Genomic DNA, 16,893 nt, shown 5'->3' with positions numbered 1-16,893 from the left:
CGGACCGACGAGCCGAACGAGCAGAAGAACAAGCAGAAGAACGAGCAGAAAAGGAGTGTCTGACATGGCTGCTGTGACCTCCGGCGCGCTGCTGGCCGAACCCGACGTGGCCGCGTTCCGGGCCGCGATGGCCCGATTCCCGACCGGCGTCACCCTGCTCACCCAGGGGAGCGGCGACGAGACCGTCGTGATGACGCTCAACACCCTGACCTCGGTCTCGCTCGACCCGCTGCTGATCCTCGTGTCCGTCAAGGCCGCCGGCCGGATGCGCCCGCGGATATCGAAGGCGGGCAGCTTCGCCGTGAACGTGCTCGGCGAGGCGCAGCTGGATCTGGCGCTGGAGTTCTGCCGGCCCGACCGGCCGGAGGGCCGCGCCGCGATGCTGCGTCTCGGTGCCGAGGAGGGCGTCACCGGCAACGCCGTGGTGCCCGCCTCGGAGACGTACGTCGAGTGCGTGCTGGACGCGGAGTACACGGCCGGCGACCACACGCTGCTGATCGGCCGGGTCGTCGCCCTGTCCGGCGGCTCCGCGTCCCCGGACCCGCTCCTGTTCCACCAGGGCAAGTTCGGCCGCATGTCGTCCGGCGAGCAGCGGGGGGCGGCCGCATGACGGCGACAACAGCGTCCTCGGTGGCGGCGCCGGGCACCCTGCACCCGGTCGCCGACGGGGTGTACGCCTTCGTCCAGCCGGAGGGCGGCTGGTGCCTGAACAACGCCGGTCTCGTCGCCGGCGGCGGCCAGGCGGTCCTGGTCGACACGGCGGCGACCGAATCCCGCACGCGTCGGCTGCGGGAGGAGGTGGAGCGCGTCGTGCCGAGCGGCCCGGACTATGTGGTCAACACCCACTTCCACGGCGACCACACCTTCGGTAACGGACAGTTCACGCCGCGTGCGGCCGTCGTGGCGCACGCGGGCACCCGGTCCGACACGCAGGAGGCGGGCCTCGGCCTGCGCCATCTGTGGCCGGACGTCGAGTGGGGCGAGACCCCGCTGACCCTGCCCACGCTCACCTTCCGGGACGAACTCACCCTGCACGCGGACGGCGGTCTGCGCACCGAGCTGCTCCACGTGGGCCCCGCGCACACCGCGAACGACGTGATCGCGTGGGTGCCGGAGCGCGGCGTGCTGTTCACCGGCGACGTGGTGTGGTCGGGGGTGACCCCGTACCTCCTGATGGGCTCCGTCACCGGGTCGCTGCGGGCCCTGGAGCGCATGCGTGCGCTCGGTGCCTCCGTGGTCGTCCCCGGGCACGGTCCGGTCGGCGGCCCCGAGCTCCTCGACGCGACGGAGGCATACGTCCGCCGGCTCCAGGACATCGCGCGGGACGGCCTGCGACGCGGCGTGGGACCGCTCCAGGCGGCGCGGGACGCGGACCTCGGCGCGTTCGCCCAGCTCCTGGACTCCGAACGTCTGGTCGGAAACCTGCACCGCGCGTACGCCGAACTCGAGGGGCTGGCACCGGGCGCCCGTATCGATGTCGCGGCGTCCTTCAAGGAGATGGTCGCCTACCACGACGCCCTGCCCTCCTGCCACGCCTGACCACACAGCCCGCAAGCTCACACCTCGGAGGCCGAAACCCCGCACCGACGAAACCCCGCCGTACTGAAAGGACTCGTCGATGGAGACGATTCTGCTGGACCGCGAGACGCACGTGACCCCACCGACGCACCTGGAATTCCACGGGGTGCCGTGCCGGATACCTCTGCTGCTGGCCGGGGACCTCGACGACGACGGGAGCGAACCGCACATCTGCCGGAGCATCGACTGAGCGGCCGCACAGGACATGTCACCGGCCGCCGCATGGCTGAGGGGCCCCTCGACAGGGGCCCCTCAGCCATGCGCCGGATCTCCGGGTAGCCGGATCCCCGTGTGGAGGCCGGTCAGGAAGCCGCGGGAGCGGCAGGGCTGTCGCGGTGGATGACGCGGGAGCGGGTCAGCAGCCGGCCGTCGCGGCGCACGAGCACGTCGTCGACGGTGAATGTCGGCTGGAAGGACACCTTCCCCTCGCGGTCGGTCTGGGTGACCAGCGTGTAGTACGAGACCCGCACGGTGTCCTCGTCCTGCGGGTCGGCCTCTATGAGGAGGTGGCCGAACCAGTGCCGTACGGCGATGTCCTTGTAGCGCGGCAGGTTGGCGCGCATCCCGGCGATCATCTCCACCCGGCCGCTCTGGCGCTGACCGCCCGCGTGGACGACCTCCCCGTCGTCGGTGAAGGTGTCGGCGAAACCCTCGATGTCCAGGGCGTCGACCCGTCGCATCTGCTGGGCGTAGAACGTCTGCACCTCGGCGTACAGGTCACCTGTGACCTGCTGACGGAGGGTCCCGACGGACTGAGACATGGCGAACTCCCTTCGCGGCGGCCCTTCCGGCCGCCCGTCGTCGGCAGCAGCCTGCCGGGCGCGGCTGCAGCGGCGCTGGAGAGGCGCTCGCGGTGACCGGCCGGCGCCCCTGGCCGGCACGACGTGTGAACCGGCGCCCCTGGCCAGCACGGCGAGTGCAATGGCAGGATCGCCCGCATGTCCAAGGCCCTCCCCCGTATCAGCAGGCGCCGAGCCCTGGAGGGCTCGGCCGCCGCCCTCGTGGTCCTCGGGCTGCTCCTGTGGTGGCTGCTGCCGCTGGACGACGGGACGCCGGGGGGCAGCGTGACCTTCAGCACGGGCCAGCGGACCGGGGTGTACGAGCGCTACGGCAAGCTCCTCAAGACCGCGCTCGGCCACGACCTGCCCGGCCTCGACGTGCGCCTGACGAACAGCGAGGGGTCCCAGGAGAACGTCGAACGGGTCGCCACGGGGAAGGCCGATTTCACGGTCGCGGCCGCCGACGCCGTGGAGAAGTACAAGCTTCAGGGCGGCGCCGGAGGGGACCGGCTGCGCGGCTGCGCCCGCCTGTACGACGACTACGTGCAGCTGGTCGTGCCCCGCTCGTCGTCGATCAGGTCGGTCCAGGACCTGCGCGGCCGCAAGGTCGCCGTGGGCGGCAAGGGCTCCGGGGTGCGGCTCATCGCGGAGCGCGTGGCCAAGGCCGCCGGGCTCGACCTGGAGAAGGACATGAAGCCGGTCTCCACGGGGATAGACGGCATGCCCCGGGCGCTCAAGGACGGCGACATCGACGCCTTCTTCTGGTCGGGCGGCCTGCCGACGAACCATGTGCGCACGCTGTCGGAGAACTACCCCATCCGTCTCGTCGAGCTCGGCAACCTCGTCGACGCGCTCCACAAGCAGGGCGGCGCGTCCCGCTACTACCGGGCCGCCGTGATGCCCCCGGACGCCTATCCGGACGCACAGCAGGGTGTCTCGGTCCCCACGCTGGCCGTGGCGAATCTGCTGGTCACCACGGACCGGGCGGACCCCCGCCTCACGGAGGCGCTGACGCGCACGGTGATAGACAGCCGCGACCACATCGGCGCGCAGGTGCACGCGGCGCAGCTCGTGGACCTGCGGACGGCGCTCTACACGGATCCGCTGGCCCTGCACGAGGGCGCCCGCCGCTACTACCGCTCGGTGAAGCCGTAGGGCCCCTGGCCAGCCGCGTCAGCCTTCCCGGTGGGTCCGGGGCACCGCCACCGTCACGCACAGCCCGTGCGGCTCGTGAGGGGCGAACGAGAGGGAGCCGCCGCCCGCCGCGAGCAGCGCGCGCGAGATGGACAGGCCGAGGCCCGAGCCCTTGACGTTCTGGTGGCCCGCGCTGCGCCAGAACCGGTCGCCGACGCGCGCGAGTTCGTCCTCGCGCAGGCCCGGCCCCCGGTCCGCGACGACGATCTCGGTGGACTCTCCGTTACGGGCGACGCAGACCCGTACCTCCTCGCCGGAGGGGGTGAACTTCAGGGCGTTGTCGATCACCGCGTCCAGAGCGCTCGACAGCGTCACGGGGTCCGCCCAGCCGGTGACCGCGGGGCAGTCCTCGGCCAGCCGTACGCCCTTCTCGTCGGCGACCGGCCGCCAGGCTCCCACGCGTTCCCTCACCAGCTCGCCGATGTCGGTGAGTCGCAGGTCCGCCTCGGTGTGTTCGGCGAGGGCCAGGTCCAGCAGGTCGTCGAGGACCGAGGCGAGCCGCTTGCCCTCCGTGCGCACGGAGGCGATCTCCTCGTTCCCCTCGGGCAGTTCGAAGGCCAGGAGCTCGATGCGCAGGAGCAGGGCGGCGAGCGGATTGCGCAGTTGGTGCGAGGCGTCGGCGACGAAGGCGCGCTGCTGCTCCAGGACGTCCTCGACGTTGTCGGCCATCTCGTTGAACGACCGGGCCAGGCGCTGGAGTTCCGGCGGTCCGCCGGCCGAGGCGACGCGGGACTTCAGGCGCCCGGTCGCGATGTCGTGGGTGGTCGCGTCGAGGACCCGCACGGGCCGCAGGACCCAGCCCGTCAGGCGCAGGGCCGCGCCGACGGCCAGAAGCATCGCGGCCGCCTCGCCCGCCGCGATGAGCAGCCACCCCTGAAGCGTCTTGGAGCGCATCTTGCCGGTGGGCGAGTCGGTGACGACGACCGCGACGACATCGCCGTCGCTGATGACCGGTGACGCGACGACGAGCCGGCCGTGCCCCCAGGGCCACACCTGCTGGGGGTCGTGGCTGCCGCGCGAGAACAGGGCCTCGTCGAAGGCCTCGCGCACGGCCCCCTCGCGGGGCAGCTGCCAGTCGTCCGGGGCGCGCCCCATGGGGTCGCTGTTGCGGTAGAAGACGCCCGCGCGGATCCCGTACACCTCGTAGTAGCGCGTGAGTTCGTTCTGGAGGGTCTGCTGGCGCTCGTCCGTGACGCGCACGCGCGAGCCCGCCGAGCGCTTGGTGACGAACTGGGCCAGCGCGGCAAAGCGTGCCGTGTCGTCGATGCGGTCGACGACGACCTTCTGCTGCTGGGCGGCGGCCACGCTCGCGGCGAGCGGGAAACCGAGCGCGAGCAGCACGCCCGCCATGAGGACGATGAGCAGCGGGAGGAGTCGAGCGCGCACCCGCGGCCTCTAGGCGGCCGGCGCGACGAGCCGGTACCCGACGCCGCGCACGGTCTCGATGAGGGCGGGCATGCGCAACTTGGAGCGCAGGGAGGCGACATGCACCTCCAGGGTGCGGCCCGTCCCCTCCCAACTGGTGCGCCAGACCTCGCTGATGATCTGTTCCCGGCGGAACACCACCCCGGGGCGCTGCGCGAGTAGCGCCAGGAGGTCGAACTCCTTGCGGGTTAGTTGGACAACCGAACCGTCCACACTGACCTGGCGGGTGGGCAGTTCGATGCGCACGGGCCCCAGCCGCAGACCGTCCTCGGCCGGCGCGGAGGCCTCGTCCGGCACGCTGCGCCGGCTGACCGCGTGGATGCGGGCGAGCAACTCCCCGGTGTCGTACGGCTTCACCACGTAGTCGTCGGCGCCGAGGTTGAGGCCGTGGATGCGGGAGCGTACGTCCGCGCGCGCGGTCACCATGATCACGGGTGTCGATGTGCGCTTGCGGATCTTGCCGCACACCTCGTAGCCGTCCTGGTCGGGCAGTCCGAGATCAAGAAGTACGACTCCGAAGGCGTCCGCCTCGGGAACGAGCGCCCGGAGCGCTTCCTCACCGCTGCGGGCGTGCACCACCGCGAAGCCGTGCCGGGCGAGAACCGCCGACAGAGCGGCGGCGACATGGTCGTCGTCCTCGACGAGAAGCAGTCTCATCACGGCCCCCTTCGGTTCATCGGTCGTTCGGCCCGAGCACGCCGGCGGGCGCTGGTCGCGCACGCGTGTGCGGCGCACCAGGGCATCCACTCCGATAGATAAGGACGCCGTCAAGAGCGTTCCGGTTACAGGCACCTTCCGTTATCCAGCCGGTACGCGCGGGGCCACCCCCTTCACGCATCGTGGCCGGTTGAAGCCGGATCGTTATGCTCAAGTTCCCCTCAGATGTAATGACGCTGGTCGTACGGCATTACTACTGTCCTCCCAACCGAGGAGGATGGAGCAAGACCCCGATGACCGATGTATCGGTGACCAAGGACGCCATTCCCGCGGCCGACGAGCTGGTCGTGCTGAACCAAGTCAACAAGCACTTCGGCGCGCTGCACGTGCTCCAGGACATCGACCTGACCATCGCGCGTGGTGAGGTCGTCGTCGTCATCGGACCCTCGGGTTCCGGAAAGTCGACGCTGTGCCGCACGATCAACCGCCTGGAGACCGTCGACACGGGTTCCATCACGATCGACGGGAAGCCGCTGCCCCAGGAGGGCAAGGAGCTGGCCCGCCTCCGCGCGGACGTGGGCATGGTCTTCCAGTCCTTCAACCTCTTCGCGCACAAGACCGTGCTCGAGAACGTGATGCTGGGGCAGATCAAGGTCCGCAAGGCCGACAAGAAGGCGGCCGAGGACAAGGCACGCACCCTGCTCGACCGGGTGGGCGTCGGCACGCAGGCGGACAAGTACCCCGCGCAGCTCTCCGGCGGGCAGCAGCAACGCGTCGCGATCGCACGGGCGTTGGCGATGGACCCCAAGGTCATGCTCTTCGACGAGCCGACGTCGGCTCTCGACCCGGAGATGATCAACGAGGTCCTCGAGGTCATGCAGCAGCTCGCCCGCGACGGCATGACGATGATCGTCGTCACGCACGAGATGGGCTTCGCACGCTCGGCGGCCAACCGCGTGGTCTTCATGGCGGACGGACGGATCGTCGAAGAGGCCACCCCCGACCAGTTCTTCAGCAACCCGCGCAGCGACCGGGCCAAGGACTTCCTGTCGAAGATCCTGCACCACTGACGCTGACGCACCGGCGTCCGACTTTCCCACGGCCGCAATCTGCCGACACGAAGGATGTTCACCATGAAGCTCCGCAAGTCCGCTGCCGCGGCGGCCACCGTCGCCGTGCTCGCCCTCACCGCCACCGCGTGTGGCGGCGACTCCGGCAACGCCGGTGACAAGCCCGCCGGTGCCGCCGGCGGCAAGGACCAGCCGAAGCTGCCCACGTACACGGTCGCCTCGGGCGTGAAGCTGGACTCCGCGACGCTGAAGCGGGCGCAGAAGGCCGGCAAGCTCGTCATCGGCGCCAAGAACGACCAGCCGTACCTGGGCTTCCAGGACACCGACGGCAAGCGCTCGGGCTTCGACATCGAGATCGCCAAGATGGTCGCCGCCGACCTCGGCTTCAAGCCGTCGCAGATCGAGTTCAAGACGATCGACTCGAACGTCCGTGAGACGACCATCTCCAAGGGCGAGGTGGACCTCTACGTGGGCACCTACACGATCAACGACGAGCGCAAGAAGCAGGTCGGTTTCGCAGGCCCGTACTTCATGGCCGGCGCCGACCTCCTCGTCCGCGGCGACGAGAAGGGCATCACGGGTCCGGAGTCCGTCAAGGGCAAGACGGTCTGCTCCATCAAGGGCTCGACCCCGCTCCAGGAGATCAAGAAGCCCAAGTACGGCGCCAAGACCGTCGAGCTGTCCAAGTACTCCGAGTGCGTGCAGCAGCTGCTCAACAACGAGGTCGACGCCGTCACCACGGACGACGCGATCCTCAAGGGCTACGCCGCCCAGCGCCCGGGCAAGCTGAAGGTCGTCGGCAAGCCGTTCACCGAGGAGCCGTACGGCGTCGGCATGAACAAGGACGACAAGGCGCTGCGCGAGGCCGTCTCGAACGCCATCGAGGCCCACGAGAAGAACGGCGACTACAAGAAGGCGTACGACGCGACGCTCGGCCTGTCCAAGTCCGCGTACACCGCGCCGCCGGCGCTCGAGCGCTACTGACGCGCTGACGGTGCGGGCCACGGCCCGCACCGTACGACCCCCCGGCAGTGAACGGCCCACCACGGGCGCAACCGCACAGTGCGCTCGTGGCACGGTCTCCGCTGCCTGTCCGCCGCCGCCCACGAGGACATCCCCGTGAACGTATTGCTCGACCATCTCGCGGAATTCCGCGAGGGGTTCATAGGCACCGTCCTGCTGACCCTGGCCAGCGGGCTCCTCGCGATGGTCCTGGGTGTCATCATCGCCGGGTTCCGTGTCTCACCCGTGCCCCCGCTGCGCTTCTTCGGCACCGCCTGGGTCACGCTCTTCAGGAACACCCCGCTGACCCTGCTCTTCCTTGTGGCGTGGTTCGTCGTTCCGGTCATCTTCATGCCGGGCCTCAGCCCGTGGGCCAAGGCCCTCATGGCGTTGAGCTTCTACACCTCGGCGTTCGTGTGCGAGGCCGTCCGGTCCGGCATCAGCACGGTGCCACTGGGCCAGGCCGAGGCCGCCCGGTCCATCGGGATGAGCTTCTTCCAGACGCTGCGCCTGATCATCCTTCCGCAGGCCACCCGGACCGTCCTGCCGCCGCTCAGCTCGATCTTCATCGCGCTGACGAAGAACTCGGCGATCGCGGGCGCGTTCAGCGTCACCGAGCTGTTCGGCGTGCAGAAGCTGCTCAGCGACCAGGGCTTCGCCATCGCCTGGATCTTCCTCTGGGTGGCTCTCGGCTACCTGGTCATCACCTTCACCATCAGCGGTCTCTTCCGGCTGCTCGAGCGGCGCATGGGGGTCGCACGATGAGTTCGAGCGTCCTGTACGACACACCGGGCCCCAAGGCCCGGGTGCGCAACCGCATCTACACGGTCGTCGGCTCCCTGGCCGTGCTCGGCCTGATCGCGTTCACCCTCTACCGGATGAACGTCAAGGGGCAGCTGGAGCCCGAGGTCTGGAACATCTTCAACAACGCCGGTGTGCGGACCAGCATCCGTGACGGCGTGCTCACCACGCTGAAGGTGTTCGCCGTCGCCGGCGTGCTCTCCCTGGTGCTCGGCCTGCTTCTGGCCGTCGCGCGCCTGTCCGAGCACAAGACCGTCCGCTGGGTGGCGACGGGCTTCATCGAACTGTTCCGCGCGATCCCGCTGCTGATCACGATCTACGCCCTGTGGTTCCTGTTCCTGACCTACAAGAACAGCCTCGGTGCCGTAGGGGACAACACCGCCTTCTGGGCGCTCGTCATCGGTCTGACCGTCTACAACGGCTGCGTACAGGCCGAGGTGATCCGGGCGGGCGTCAACGCCGTGCCGCGCGGACAGGTGGAAGCCGCTTACGCGCTGGGGCTGCGCAAGTCGCAGGTCATGACGATGCTGCTGCTGCCGCAGGCCGTGCGCTCCATGCTGCCGGCGATGATCAGCCAGTTGGTGGTGACCCTCAAGGACACCTCGCTCGGCTACATCATCACGTATGACGAGCTGCTGTTCGCGGCCCGCAGGATGGCCAACACCATCCTCGTCAACGGCGACTACCCGATCACTGCGGTGGTCATCGTCGTGGGTGCGATCTACGTGGCACTGTGCCTGGCCCTGGCCGGGCTCGCCACCTGGATCGAGCGGCGCGGCCGACGCGCGAGGACCGGCATCGCGGTGGCGTCCGCGACCGAGCCCTCCGTCGCGGACTCGACCGACTGAGCTGCTCTGCAGAAGAACTGACGAGATGTGAGCAAACGGAGGCAGTGGCATGATCGCCACTGCCTCCGTCACTTGACGCAAGCACCCGCAATGGGTTGCATACGTTCTGTGATCGTGCACCCCGCTCCAACTGCCCTTTCCTGTACGCCTCCCACCGCACTCCCCGGGGCAGGAGGAGCCGCGCCGTGGACCCGGTGATCGTCGTCGGCGCCGGGCCCGTCGGGCTCACGCTCTCCCTCGCTCTCGCCCGCCACGGAGTGCCCTCCGTAGTGCTCGACGAGGGCCCCGGCAAGGACGAACAACGCCCCGCACGGACCGTCGTCCTCCGTGAGGACACCGCCGCCCTCGTGGAGCGGCTCGCCCGGACGTCGTTCGACGCGACGGGCGCGCGCTGGACCGGCTGGCGTTCGTTGCGGCGCAAACAGGTGATGCGGGAGCTCACCTTCGGTGAGCAGATGCCGTCGCCGCTGCATCTGGCCCAGCACGAACTGACGGGCGCCCTGCGGGAGGCCGCCGCCGGCGAGCGGCTCATCAAGGTCGCCGTGAACAGCCGCCTCGACTCGATCGAGCAGGAGCACGGCGCACTGACCGCGCACACCCGCGGCCCCAAGGGCACCTGGTGGCGCGGAAGCTTCCTGGTGGGCTGCGACGGTCCGCGTTCCACGGTCCGCAAGCTTCTCGACATCCGCTTTCCCGGCCGCACGTCCGTCGAGCGACACGCCGTCGCCGCGCTGCGCACGGAACTTCCCTGGCCCGGTGAGGCGTTGCTCCATCGGAGCCTTCCCTGGCGGACGTCGGGCCCGTCCGGCGGAGAGGTCGTCGGCCGTCCCCTCGCCGACGGCGTCTGGCGCCTCGACTGGCTGCTGCCGCCCCGCAGCGAGCTGGTCACGCCCGACATCCTGGTGACCCGCATCCGGGAGACGCTGGCCGGCTGGTGCGCCGGCTCGACCCCGCCGTACGAGCTGCTCGACACGGGCGTGCACACGGTTCACCACCGTCTGGCCCGGCGGTGGCGGGTCGGCCGGGTCTTCCTCGCGGGTGACGCGGCGCACCTGCTCGGCGCGCTCGGCACCCAGGGTCTCGACGAGGGCCTGAGGGACGCGGACAACCTCGCCTGGAAACTGGCCCTCGCCTGGCACGAGGGCCCGCACGAGGCTCTCCTCGACAGCTATCAGGCCGAGCGCCGCGCAGTCGTCGCGGGCCGGCTGCGCGCCGCCGACCAGGCGCTGCCGATACTGCGCGGCGGCAAGGGCCTGCGCTCGTACGTCGCGGGATCCGCACGCGGCCATGACGTGCTGCTCACGGACGGTCACCTGGGGCACGGCGCGCTGGGCGCCCCGGGCACGTACGCCGACTCGCCGCTCGCGCCGGAGCCGGCCGAGTCCGAGGCCGGCGTGGGCACGGCTCCGGGCGCGCCCGTCCGGGACGTGCGGGTCACGGCGCCCGACGGGTCCTTCGTCCGGCTGCGGGACCGGCTCGGCCTCGGGCACCTGCTCGTCGTCCTGATCGCGCCCGGCACGGGTGTGTGGGAGCGGCGGCACTGGGTCTCGGCCGGGGTCATGCCACGGCTCGCGGCCGCCGTCGCGGCGCTGCCGCACGAGGCGGAGCTCCTGGTCGCGGAGAGTTACCCCGGCGCCCCGGCACACTCCGTACTCCTCGTACGTCCGGACGGACACCTGGTCACGGCCCTGAGCGGGGTGCATCCCGCTCAGCTGTACACGGCCGCGCAAGCCGCGCTCGGAGGGTCCGTGGAGAACGGTGCGAAGGCCGGGAGCGCCGCCGGAACGAGTTGACCGACCATTTGGATAGCGACGCCGCATGACTCGTGACGAGGTACCTGCGTATGCCCCATTTGGGATTCGGACGTAATAGACGGTACTTATGGACGACGATTGCGACCGACCGCGTTTCGAAGCTCAAATCTTCCCCAACTCCTCGCACCAACACGACAGTTGATCTACGGTGTGGGGGTGTCCCCAGATCTTGCCGACCGATCTGACCAAACGGTCGCCTGGGTGAGACTGCACCAGAAAACGGGAGGAACAGTGAAGAAGATTCTGCGAGGCCTGGGAATAGGCTCCGTCGCCCTTGCCTGTGTATTCGTGTCCAGCGGCGGGGCCCAGGCGGCCACCACGGGGCACGGAAAGTCGTACCACGCCTGCAAGAACTACGTGAAGATCTGGCGTAGCCACGGCAAGGTGTACGCATACGGGACGCAGGTCTGCAGCAAGAAGCGCAGCATTCAGCGCCCCGAGGCCGCGATCAGCGCATACAAGAACGGGGAGTTCAAAGACATCTCGAAGGGTCAGTTGGGCAGCTGCCACAACAAGAAGACCTGCAAGAGTCCGAAGGCCTCACTGAAGGTTCACAAGGGTTACACCTACAGGGCACTGAACGCTGGAACCGCGTCGATCGGCATTCCCGACGAGGGCGATTACCTCTGGCCGAAGAAGACCCAGGCCCAGGCGTACTACAAGGCTAGGTAAGAGCCTTCGACAGCGCCAAGTAATACCTTTTTCAAATGGACAGGTTCTCCCCATAATGGAGAACCTGTCCATACCTGTTGGTGACGTTGACCATTCCGGCACATTAATGTCGCACAAGTCACTGCAAGCAGAGCGCGGCAGTCCCGGAAGCTCCTCGGGCACGACCTCGGGATGCTGACGGAATTGCCCAAACGGCCGGAAGTGCCGCCGGAACGAGTTGACCGACCCCCTCCGCCATGGTGTACTCCGGAGCGTGACCGACACCGATGTGCGCCTGTGGCGGAGGGTCCATATGGACCTCGTCCGCTATGCGGGCTGCGTGTGTCGCCCGTCCTGCTGAATTCGCCTCTTCCCTCTGCGCGCCCCCCCTTTTTTCCGGGTTCACCGGTTCTTCGGGGCCTTGTCGCGCGCTTTCCGCGAACCTTCAGGACGGTACCCGTGTCTGCCTCGCCCTCCCCTTCCCTGGTGACCGCTGCGCCCACGCAGCGTGACCTCCTCGACTTCGTACGCCGTACCGCCGAGGACCACGACCTCATCGCCTCGCTCCCGCTGGATCCCGAGGGCCGCACGTGGGTGCGGCTCGAAGGGCCCGGCGGCAGCGAGGCCTGGCTCATCGGCTGGCCGCCCGGCACAGGCACCGGCTGGCACGACCACGCCGAATCCGTCGGCGCCTTCCTCACGGCGTCGGGCGAACTCAAGGAGAACTCACTCACGGCCCGGCTGCCCACCGACGGCTGGAAGACGCTGGAGCTGTCCGAAGACGTCGACCGCGAGCGGACGTTGACCGCGGGCAAGGGCAGGGCCTTCGGACAGCACCATGTGCACGAGGTCCTCAACGAGTCCACGAGCGAGCACGCGGTCTCCGTCCACGCCTACTACCCGCCGCTCCCGCAGATCCGCCGCTACAGCCGCACGGGCGCGGTGCTGCGGCTCGAGTCGGTGGAGCGGCCGGGGGACTGGCAGTGAGCGGAGGGGGCAGGGTGGGTGACGTGACTACTGGGGTGAGTGGCGGCGTGAGCGGCGCGGGTGCCGTGGGTGGCACGGGTGGCTTGAGCGGTTCGCGGAGTGAACGGCCCGAGGGAATCGACGAGTTGCTCGACCGGGTGCGCCTCGATCTGGACCGGGTCGAGGCCGCTGAGGCCTACGCGTCCGCCACGGCGGGCGACGCGCTCCTGGTCGACATCCGGTACGCGGCGCTGCGTGAGCGGGACGGCCTGATCCCCGGGGCGCTCGTGGTGGAGCGCAACGAACTGGAGTGGCGGCTCGATCCGCAGGGCAGCCACCGCGCGGCCGAGGCCACGAGCCACGATCTGCGCGTCGTGGTCGTCTGCAACGAGGGGTACGCGTCCAGTCTCGCCGCCGTCTCCCTGCGGCAGTTGGGGCTGCACCGGGCCACGGATCTGGTGGGCGGCTTCCAGGCGTGGAAGGCGGCGGGGCTGCCGGTGTCCGAGTGACGGACGCGCGCAGTTGTACGTGTCCATAGGCGTGTATGCGTGCGCGTGCATGTATGTGTACGTGGATGCGATGGTGGGCGCCCCTGAGGTAAGGGGCGCCCACCATCGCGTACTGCCCCTTACTCCTTGGCTGTTGCCACCTCCACCGGACGGGGCTTCAGGGCGGCGCGGCCGGGCAGCGCGGTCGCGGTGAGCGCGAGGAGTCCGGCTGCGGCGACCACGGCCACGTAGACAAGGGGTGTGACGGCGGGGGCGGCGCGGCCTGTCATGCCGACACTGAAGGCCGTCAGGACGGCCAGCGCGATACCGCTGCCCAGGGTCGCGCCGAGGAACAGGACGGCGAGGGCCTCGGTGCGCAGCATCCGCAGGACCTGACGGCGGGTGGCGCCGGCGAGACGGAGCATCGCGAACTCCCGGATGCGTTCGGAGACCGACATCGCGAGGGTGTTGACGACGGCGATCGCGGTGAACGCGAGGATCAGGCCCATGGCGAGGAGGTTGACCTCGGCGTTGTCCTGCTGGCGTTCGGCCTGGAGGCCGTCGGCCGCCTCGGGGGCAAGGACGCGCAGCCCCGGGAACTCCCGGACGGTGCTTGCGAGTTGTTCCTGTGTACGGCTGGTTCTGACGAGTACGGAGGAGGCGAGGGGATTGTCGACGTGCCGGGCCACCAGGTCATGGGCCAGGGTCAGATCGCCGAAGCCGAGGCCCTTCGCGTAGACGGCCGCGACGGTGAGGGTGGCCGGCGTGCCGTCCCCGAGCGTCAGCTTCAGCCTGTCGCCGGGCTTCAAGTGAAGCTGGTCAGCGGCGAGTTCGCTGACGGCGACACCGTCCTGCCGGAAGCCCTTCAGTGATCCCACGGTGACGTCGGGGTCCCATGTACGCATGAGGCCTGCGCGGGTGACTCCCTGAGCCGGGTACTTGTCGAGTCCCACGCGCACGGTGGTGCGGACGACCTCGGTCGCGACGGTGCCCTTGGCCGTACGGAGCTTGCGCGCGGCCTCGGCGGGGACGCCGGGGCCCTGTGCCGCGACGATCCAGTCGGCCCGGATTCCTTCGCGCGCCTGGGCACGTGCCGCGTTGCCCAGGGTCGGCTGGGTGAACAGGACCGTGCAGGTCATGCCGATGAGCAGGGCGAGCGGGGTGACTGCGGCGGCCATCCGGGCGGCGTTGCCGCGGAGGTTGGCGGTGGCCAGCTTGCCACCGGGTCCCGCAAGGCGCAGCGGTCCGGCGAGGAGGGCCGCGGCACCCTTCACCAGGAGCGGGCCGAGCAGCGCGACCGAGGAGGCGAGGACGACAACAGCCAGGAAGGTCACGGGAGTTGACGCGGGTTCGGTGCGCAACGCACTGAGGAGGGCGATGAGGACGGCGCCGCCCGCGAGGAGCGCGATCCCGGCTGCGATCCGGCCCCAGGCGGGGCGCGCCCGCTCGACCCTCGCCTCGGTGAGCGCTTCGGCGGGGCGGATACGGGCGATACGGCGGGCGGAGATCCGGGCGGCGGCCCAGGCTCCGAGCAGCGTGGCACCGATGGCCGCGAACAAGGGGAAGACGCTCACGGTCCGTTCGAGAGTCGGCGGCACCGCTCCGAGGGCGACGAAGCGGTGATACAGCCACCCTCCGAGCGGAAGCCCGGCGAGGGAGCCGAGGACACCCGCGGCGGCACCGACGATCAGCGCCTCACGGCCGAGGAGCTTGCGGATCTGCCGGGGCGTGGCGGCGATGGCGCGCAGCAGGGCGAGTTCGCGGTGACGTTGCTGGACGGACAGCGCGAAGGTGCCGACCACTACGAGGACAGCGACAAGGAGGGAGGTGCCGCCCATCGCGCCACCCATGCTCACGAGCTTGATACGGGCCCCCGCGGCGTCGAGGAACTCGACGGGGCCGCGGGCGTCGCCGGCGCTGACCTGCGCGGTCGTGCCGTCGAGGGCCTTGGCGACGGCCCGCGCGAGCTCTGCCGGCGCCTGGCCGGGGGCGGGCATGACGCCGAGGGCCGTGACCTGGCCGGGGTGGTCGGCGAGGCGGCGGGCCTCCGAGGCGGTGAAGAACAGGGAGGTCTGGTGGGTCACCGACGCGGGCCCGGCGGGCGCGGCGATTCCGGTGACACGGTAGGTGCGCGGCGCCTGGGTGGACTGGACGGTGAGGCTGTCTCCGGGTGCCAGGTGGGCGCGGTCCGCCAGGTCCCGGTCCACGACGAGATCCTCGGGCTTGGTGGGTGCGGTGCCGGCTGTCAGGGCGTAGGGGGTCAGCGCGGCGGAGTCCCAGGCGTGCCCGTACGCGGGCCTGTCGGGGGCGGCGGCTCCTGGCGCCAAGGGCTGCGCCAGGAAGGTGAGTTCGGGGACGACCCGCTCGACGCCCGGGAGGTCGCGGAGCCGTCGCGCCGTGTCCTGCGGCAACCAGGCCCGCTCGGCGATCGGTTTGGCCTTGTGTTTGACCTTGGTCTTGCCCTTCTTGTGCTTGACCGTGGTCTTGTGGACGTTCTGGTCGGCGGAGACGACGACGGGGGCGGCCGCGTACCGCTCGGTGCGGATGGTGCCGCGCAGGCCGGTTTCCAGAAGGGTGCCGCAGGCCGCGATGAGGGCTGCCGCGCACATGAGGGCCAGGAAGGCGCCGAGGAACCCCCCTTTGCGGTCCCGGACGGTGTGCAGTGCGTAGCGCAGCATCATGGTGTGTCCGTCTCTTTGCTGTTGTCGGCGGCCTGGGCCTGGATCACCTCGGCCGGAGCCGGATTCCCCTCGGCGGCCGGGGCCGGATGCGCCGGGGCGTCGTCGGCGCGGGCCGGTGCGGGGAAGGCGAGCAGGCGGGTCAGGACGGTGCGTGCGCCGGCCGGGGTCTCGCCGTCGGGGCGCTTGTAGCGGTTGAGGAGGGCGATGAACTCCTCGAAGAACGCCTGGAGTTCGGGCAGCGTGAGCCGGATCGTGCCGCGCGAGTAGGGGAAGGCGTCGGCCCACTCCCCCAGGCCCTGCCCCTCCCGCTGGAGCCGCTCGAAGAGTTCGAGGTCGGCGGCGTACGAGAGGTGGTTCAACTCGTCCATGACGAGCCGGGTTTCGGCGTTCTGGCGGCTGCGGGGCGGAAAGCGGCGGTCGCCCGGGACCGCCCGCCACCAGCGCTCGCGCCCGCCCACGCTCCGGCCCTCGTCCCCGCTCGAGCTCTCCTCGGCGAATCCGTAGCGGGCCAGCTCACGCAGGTGGTAGCTGGTGGCGCCGGTGTTGAGCCCGAGGGCACGGGCCAGCGTCGCGGAGGTCGCGGGGCCGTGGAGGGTGAGGTGCTGGAGGATCTGCTGGCGACGGGGCTGAGCCAGCGCCTTCAGAGTGCTGAGATCGCTCAGCTCCTGGCCGCCGGCGGGAGCGGCGGAGCCGGGTTCCGGTGTCATGCGTACACACTCGCCTGTGCACATACCCCTGTGCACTGCGGTGACCAGGCGTCATGACCCGGGGGTTAACCCCACCTGGGTGAGGGCGAGGGCGGCGTCGGACCCCCGTACCGACGCCGCCCTCCCCCTCACCAGGCGGAGCTCGAACACTCCCACCAGGAGGAGCTCAGAAGTCCCCCGAGGCGGATCCCAGAAATCCCTCACGCGGCGGAGCTCACAAGCCCCCACGAGC

The 16,893-nt window shown here is 70.2% G+C and carries 18 protein-coding genes; 13 read left to right on the top strand and 5 right to left on the bottom strand.

Annotation, left to right across the window (positions count from 1 at the left end):
* Positions 1–64: 64 nt before the first annotated feature.
* The 3 genes from AC07EJ_RS42340 to AC07EJ_RS42330 all read left to right on the top strand — a co-directional run bounded on the left by AC07EJ_RS42340 (position 65) and on the right by AC07EJ_RS42330 (position 1,768).
* Complete coding sequence (locus AC07EJ_RS42340; RefSeq protein WP_478886232.1) at positions 65–610, top strand: flavin reductase family protein; 546 nt, start codon at positions 65–67, stop codon at positions 608–610.
* Positions 607–1,539, top strand: a complete 933-nt coding sequence (locus AC07EJ_RS42335) for an MBL fold metallo-hydrolase (RefSeq protein ID WP_478886231.1) — start codon at positions 607–609, stop codon at positions 1,537–1,539. Before AC07EJ_RS42340 ends, AC07EJ_RS42335 begins: the two co-directional genes overlap by 4 nt.
* Before the next feature lie 79 nt (positions 1,540–1,618).
* On the top strand, positions 1,619–1,768 hold the full coding sequence (locus AC07EJ_RS42330) for a hypothetical protein (protein WP_389488455.1): 150 nt from the start codon (positions 1,619–1,621) through the stop codon (positions 1,766–1,768).
* A 112-nt stretch (positions 1,769–1,880) separates the two neighbouring features.
* On the opposite strand, the gene AC07EJ_RS42325 is transcribed toward AC07EJ_RS42330, so the two are convergent.
* Positions 1,881–2,339 carry a nuclear transport factor 2 family protein gene (locus AC07EJ_RS42325; RefSeq protein WP_383896899.1) on the bottom strand — a complete coding sequence of 153 codons (459 nt, stop codon included), beginning with the start codon at positions 2,337–2,339 and terminating at the stop codon, positions 1,881–1,883.
* 177 nt (positions 2,340–2,516) lie between these two features.
* Here AC07EJ_RS42325 and AC07EJ_RS42320 point away from each other — a divergent pair, with 177 nt between their 5' ends.
* On the top strand, positions 2,517–3,512 hold the full coding sequence (locus AC07EJ_RS42320) for a TAXI family TRAP transporter solute-binding subunit (RefSeq protein ID WP_389488453.1): 996 nt from the start codon (positions 2,517–2,519) through the stop codon (positions 3,510–3,512).
* Positions 3,513–3,530: 18 nt separating this feature from the next.
* Here AC07EJ_RS42320 and AC07EJ_RS42315 read toward each other — a convergent pair whose 3' ends face one another.
* On the bottom strand, positions 3,531–4,937 hold the full coding sequence (locus AC07EJ_RS42315; protein WP_389488450.1) for a sensor histidine kinase: 1,407 nt from the start codon (positions 4,935–4,937) through the stop codon (positions 3,531–3,533).
* 9 nt (positions 4,938–4,946) lie between these two features.
* Positions 4,947–5,633: a response regulator transcription factor gene (locus AC07EJ_RS42310; protein ID WP_389488448.1), complete on the bottom strand. Its 687-nt coding sequence runs from the start codon at positions 5,631–5,633 to the stop codon at positions 4,947–4,949.
* A gap of 293 nt (positions 5,634–5,926) precedes the next feature.
* Between AC07EJ_RS42310 and AC07EJ_RS42305 the strand changes: the two genes are divergently transcribed.
* The 9 genes from AC07EJ_RS42305 to AC07EJ_RS42265 all read left to right on the top strand — a co-directional run bounded on the left by AC07EJ_RS42305 (position 5,927) and on the right by AC07EJ_RS42265 (position 13,294).
* Positions 5,927–6,703, top strand: coding sequence for an amino acid ABC transporter ATP-binding protein (locus tag AC07EJ_RS42305; protein ID WP_389488445.1), 777 nt, complete (start codon positions 5,927–5,929; stop codon positions 6,701–6,703).
* A 63-nt stretch (positions 6,704–6,766) separates the two neighbouring features.
* Entirely contained in the window at positions 6,767–7,687 is a 921-nt protein-coding gene (locus AC07EJ_RS42300; protein ID WP_389488443.1) for a glutamate ABC transporter substrate-binding protein, read from the top strand.
* Positions 7,688–7,822: 135 nt separating this feature from the next.
* The gene (locus tag AC07EJ_RS42295; protein WP_362909266.1) at positions 7,823–8,470 is read left to right on the top strand and encodes an amino acid ABC transporter permease; all 648 of its coding nucleotides are present in this window, start codon (positions 7,823–7,825) and stop codon (positions 8,468–8,470) included.
* Positions 8,467–9,354, top strand: a complete 888-nt coding sequence (locus AC07EJ_RS42290; protein ID WP_478886230.1) for an amino acid ABC transporter permease — start codon at positions 8,467–8,469, stop codon at positions 9,352–9,354. Before AC07EJ_RS42295 ends, AC07EJ_RS42290 begins: the two co-directional genes overlap by 4 nt.
* Positions 9,355–9,539: 185 nt before the next feature.
* Positions 9,540–11,147: an FAD-dependent monooxygenase gene (locus tag AC07EJ_RS42285; protein ID WP_389488439.1), complete on the top strand. Its 1,608-nt coding sequence runs from the start codon at positions 9,540–9,542 to the stop codon at positions 11,145–11,147.
* Between the two features lie 252 nt (positions 11,148–11,399).
* Positions 11,400–11,840, top strand: a complete 441-nt coding sequence (locus tag AC07EJ_RS42280; protein WP_389488436.1) for a hypothetical protein — start codon at positions 11,400–11,402, stop codon at positions 11,838–11,840.
* A 292-nt stretch (positions 11,841–12,132) separates the two neighbouring features.
* Positions 12,133–12,180, top strand: a complete 48-nt coding sequence (locus tag AC07EJ_RS42275; RefSeq protein WP_309506048.1) for a hypothetical protein — start codon at positions 12,133–12,135, stop codon at positions 12,178–12,180.
* A 98-nt stretch (positions 12,181–12,278) separates the two neighbouring features.
* Positions 12,279–12,806, top strand: coding sequence for a cupin domain-containing protein (locus AC07EJ_RS42270; RefSeq protein ID WP_362909260.1), 528 nt, complete (start codon positions 12,279–12,281; stop codon positions 12,804–12,806).
* A 47-nt stretch (positions 12,807–12,853) separates the two neighbouring features.
* Entirely contained in the window at positions 12,854–13,294 is a 441-nt protein-coding gene (locus AC07EJ_RS42265; protein WP_389488475.1) for a rhodanese-like domain-containing protein, read from the top strand.
* Between the two features lie 119 nt (positions 13,295–13,413).
* Here AC07EJ_RS42265 and AC07EJ_RS42260 read toward each other — a convergent pair whose 3' ends face one another.
* Positions 13,414–15,954 carry an FtsX-like permease family protein gene (locus AC07EJ_RS42260; protein ID WP_478886229.1) on the bottom strand — a complete coding sequence of 847 codons (2,541 nt, stop codon included), beginning with the start codon at positions 15,952–15,954 and terminating at the stop codon, positions 13,414–13,416.
* Positions 15,951–16,661: an ArsR/SmtB family transcription factor gene (locus AC07EJ_RS42255; RefSeq protein ID WP_389488431.1), complete on the bottom strand. Its 711-nt coding sequence runs from the start codon at positions 16,659–16,661 to the stop codon at positions 15,951–15,953. The genes AC07EJ_RS42260 and AC07EJ_RS42255 overlap by 4 nt, the downstream gene beginning before the upstream one ends.
* Positions 16,662–16,893 lie beyond the last annotated feature (232 nt).

The organism is Streptomyces sp. NPDC045026 (assembly GCF_056432625.1).
This window is presented reverse-complemented; position numbering and strand designations above follow the sequence as displayed.

Excerpts from the sequence above, each read along its gene's own strand:
- AC07EJ_RS42340 (WP_478886232.1), top strand. The coding sequence starts at position 65 with ATGGCTGCTGTGACCTCCGGCGCGCTGCTGGCCGAACCCGACGTGGCC.
- AC07EJ_RS42335 (WP_478886231.1), top strand. The coding sequence starts at position 607 with ATGACGGCGACAACAGCGTCCTCGGTGGCGGCGCCGGGCACCCTGCAC.
- AC07EJ_RS42330 (WP_389488455.1), top strand. The coding sequence starts at position 1,619 with ATGGAGACGATTCTGCTGGACCGCGAGACGCACGTGACCCCACCGACG.
- AC07EJ_RS42325 (WP_383896899.1), bottom strand. The coding sequence starts at position 2,339 with ATGTCTCAGTCCGTCGGGACCCTCCGTCAGCAGGTCACAGGTGACCTG.
- AC07EJ_RS42320 (WP_389488453.1), top strand. The coding sequence starts at position 2,517 with ATGTCCAAGGCCCTCCCCCGTATCAGCAGGCGCCGAGCCCTGGAGGGC.
- AC07EJ_RS42310 (WP_389488448.1), bottom strand. The coding sequence starts at position 5,633 with ATGAGACTGCTTCTCGTCGAGGACGACGACCATGTCGCCGCCGCTCTG.
- AC07EJ_RS42305 (WP_389488445.1), top strand. The coding sequence starts at position 5,927 with ATGACCGATGTATCGGTGACCAAGGACGCCATTCCCGCGGCCGACGAG.
- AC07EJ_RS42300 (WP_389488443.1), top strand. The coding sequence starts at position 6,767 with ATGAAGCTCCGCAAGTCCGCTGCCGCGGCGGCCACCGTCGCCGTGCTC.
- AC07EJ_RS42290 (WP_478886230.1), top strand. The coding sequence starts at position 8,467 with ATGAGTTCGAGCGTCCTGTACGACACACCGGGCCCCAAGGCCCGGGTG.
- AC07EJ_RS42260 (WP_478886229.1), bottom strand. The coding sequence starts at position 15,954 with ATGATGCTGCGCTACGCACTGCACACCGTCCGGGACCGCAAAGGGGGG.
- AC07EJ_RS42255 (WP_389488431.1), bottom strand. The coding sequence starts at position 16,661 with ATGACACCGGAACCCGGCTCCGCCGCTCCCGCCGGCGGCCAGGAGCTG.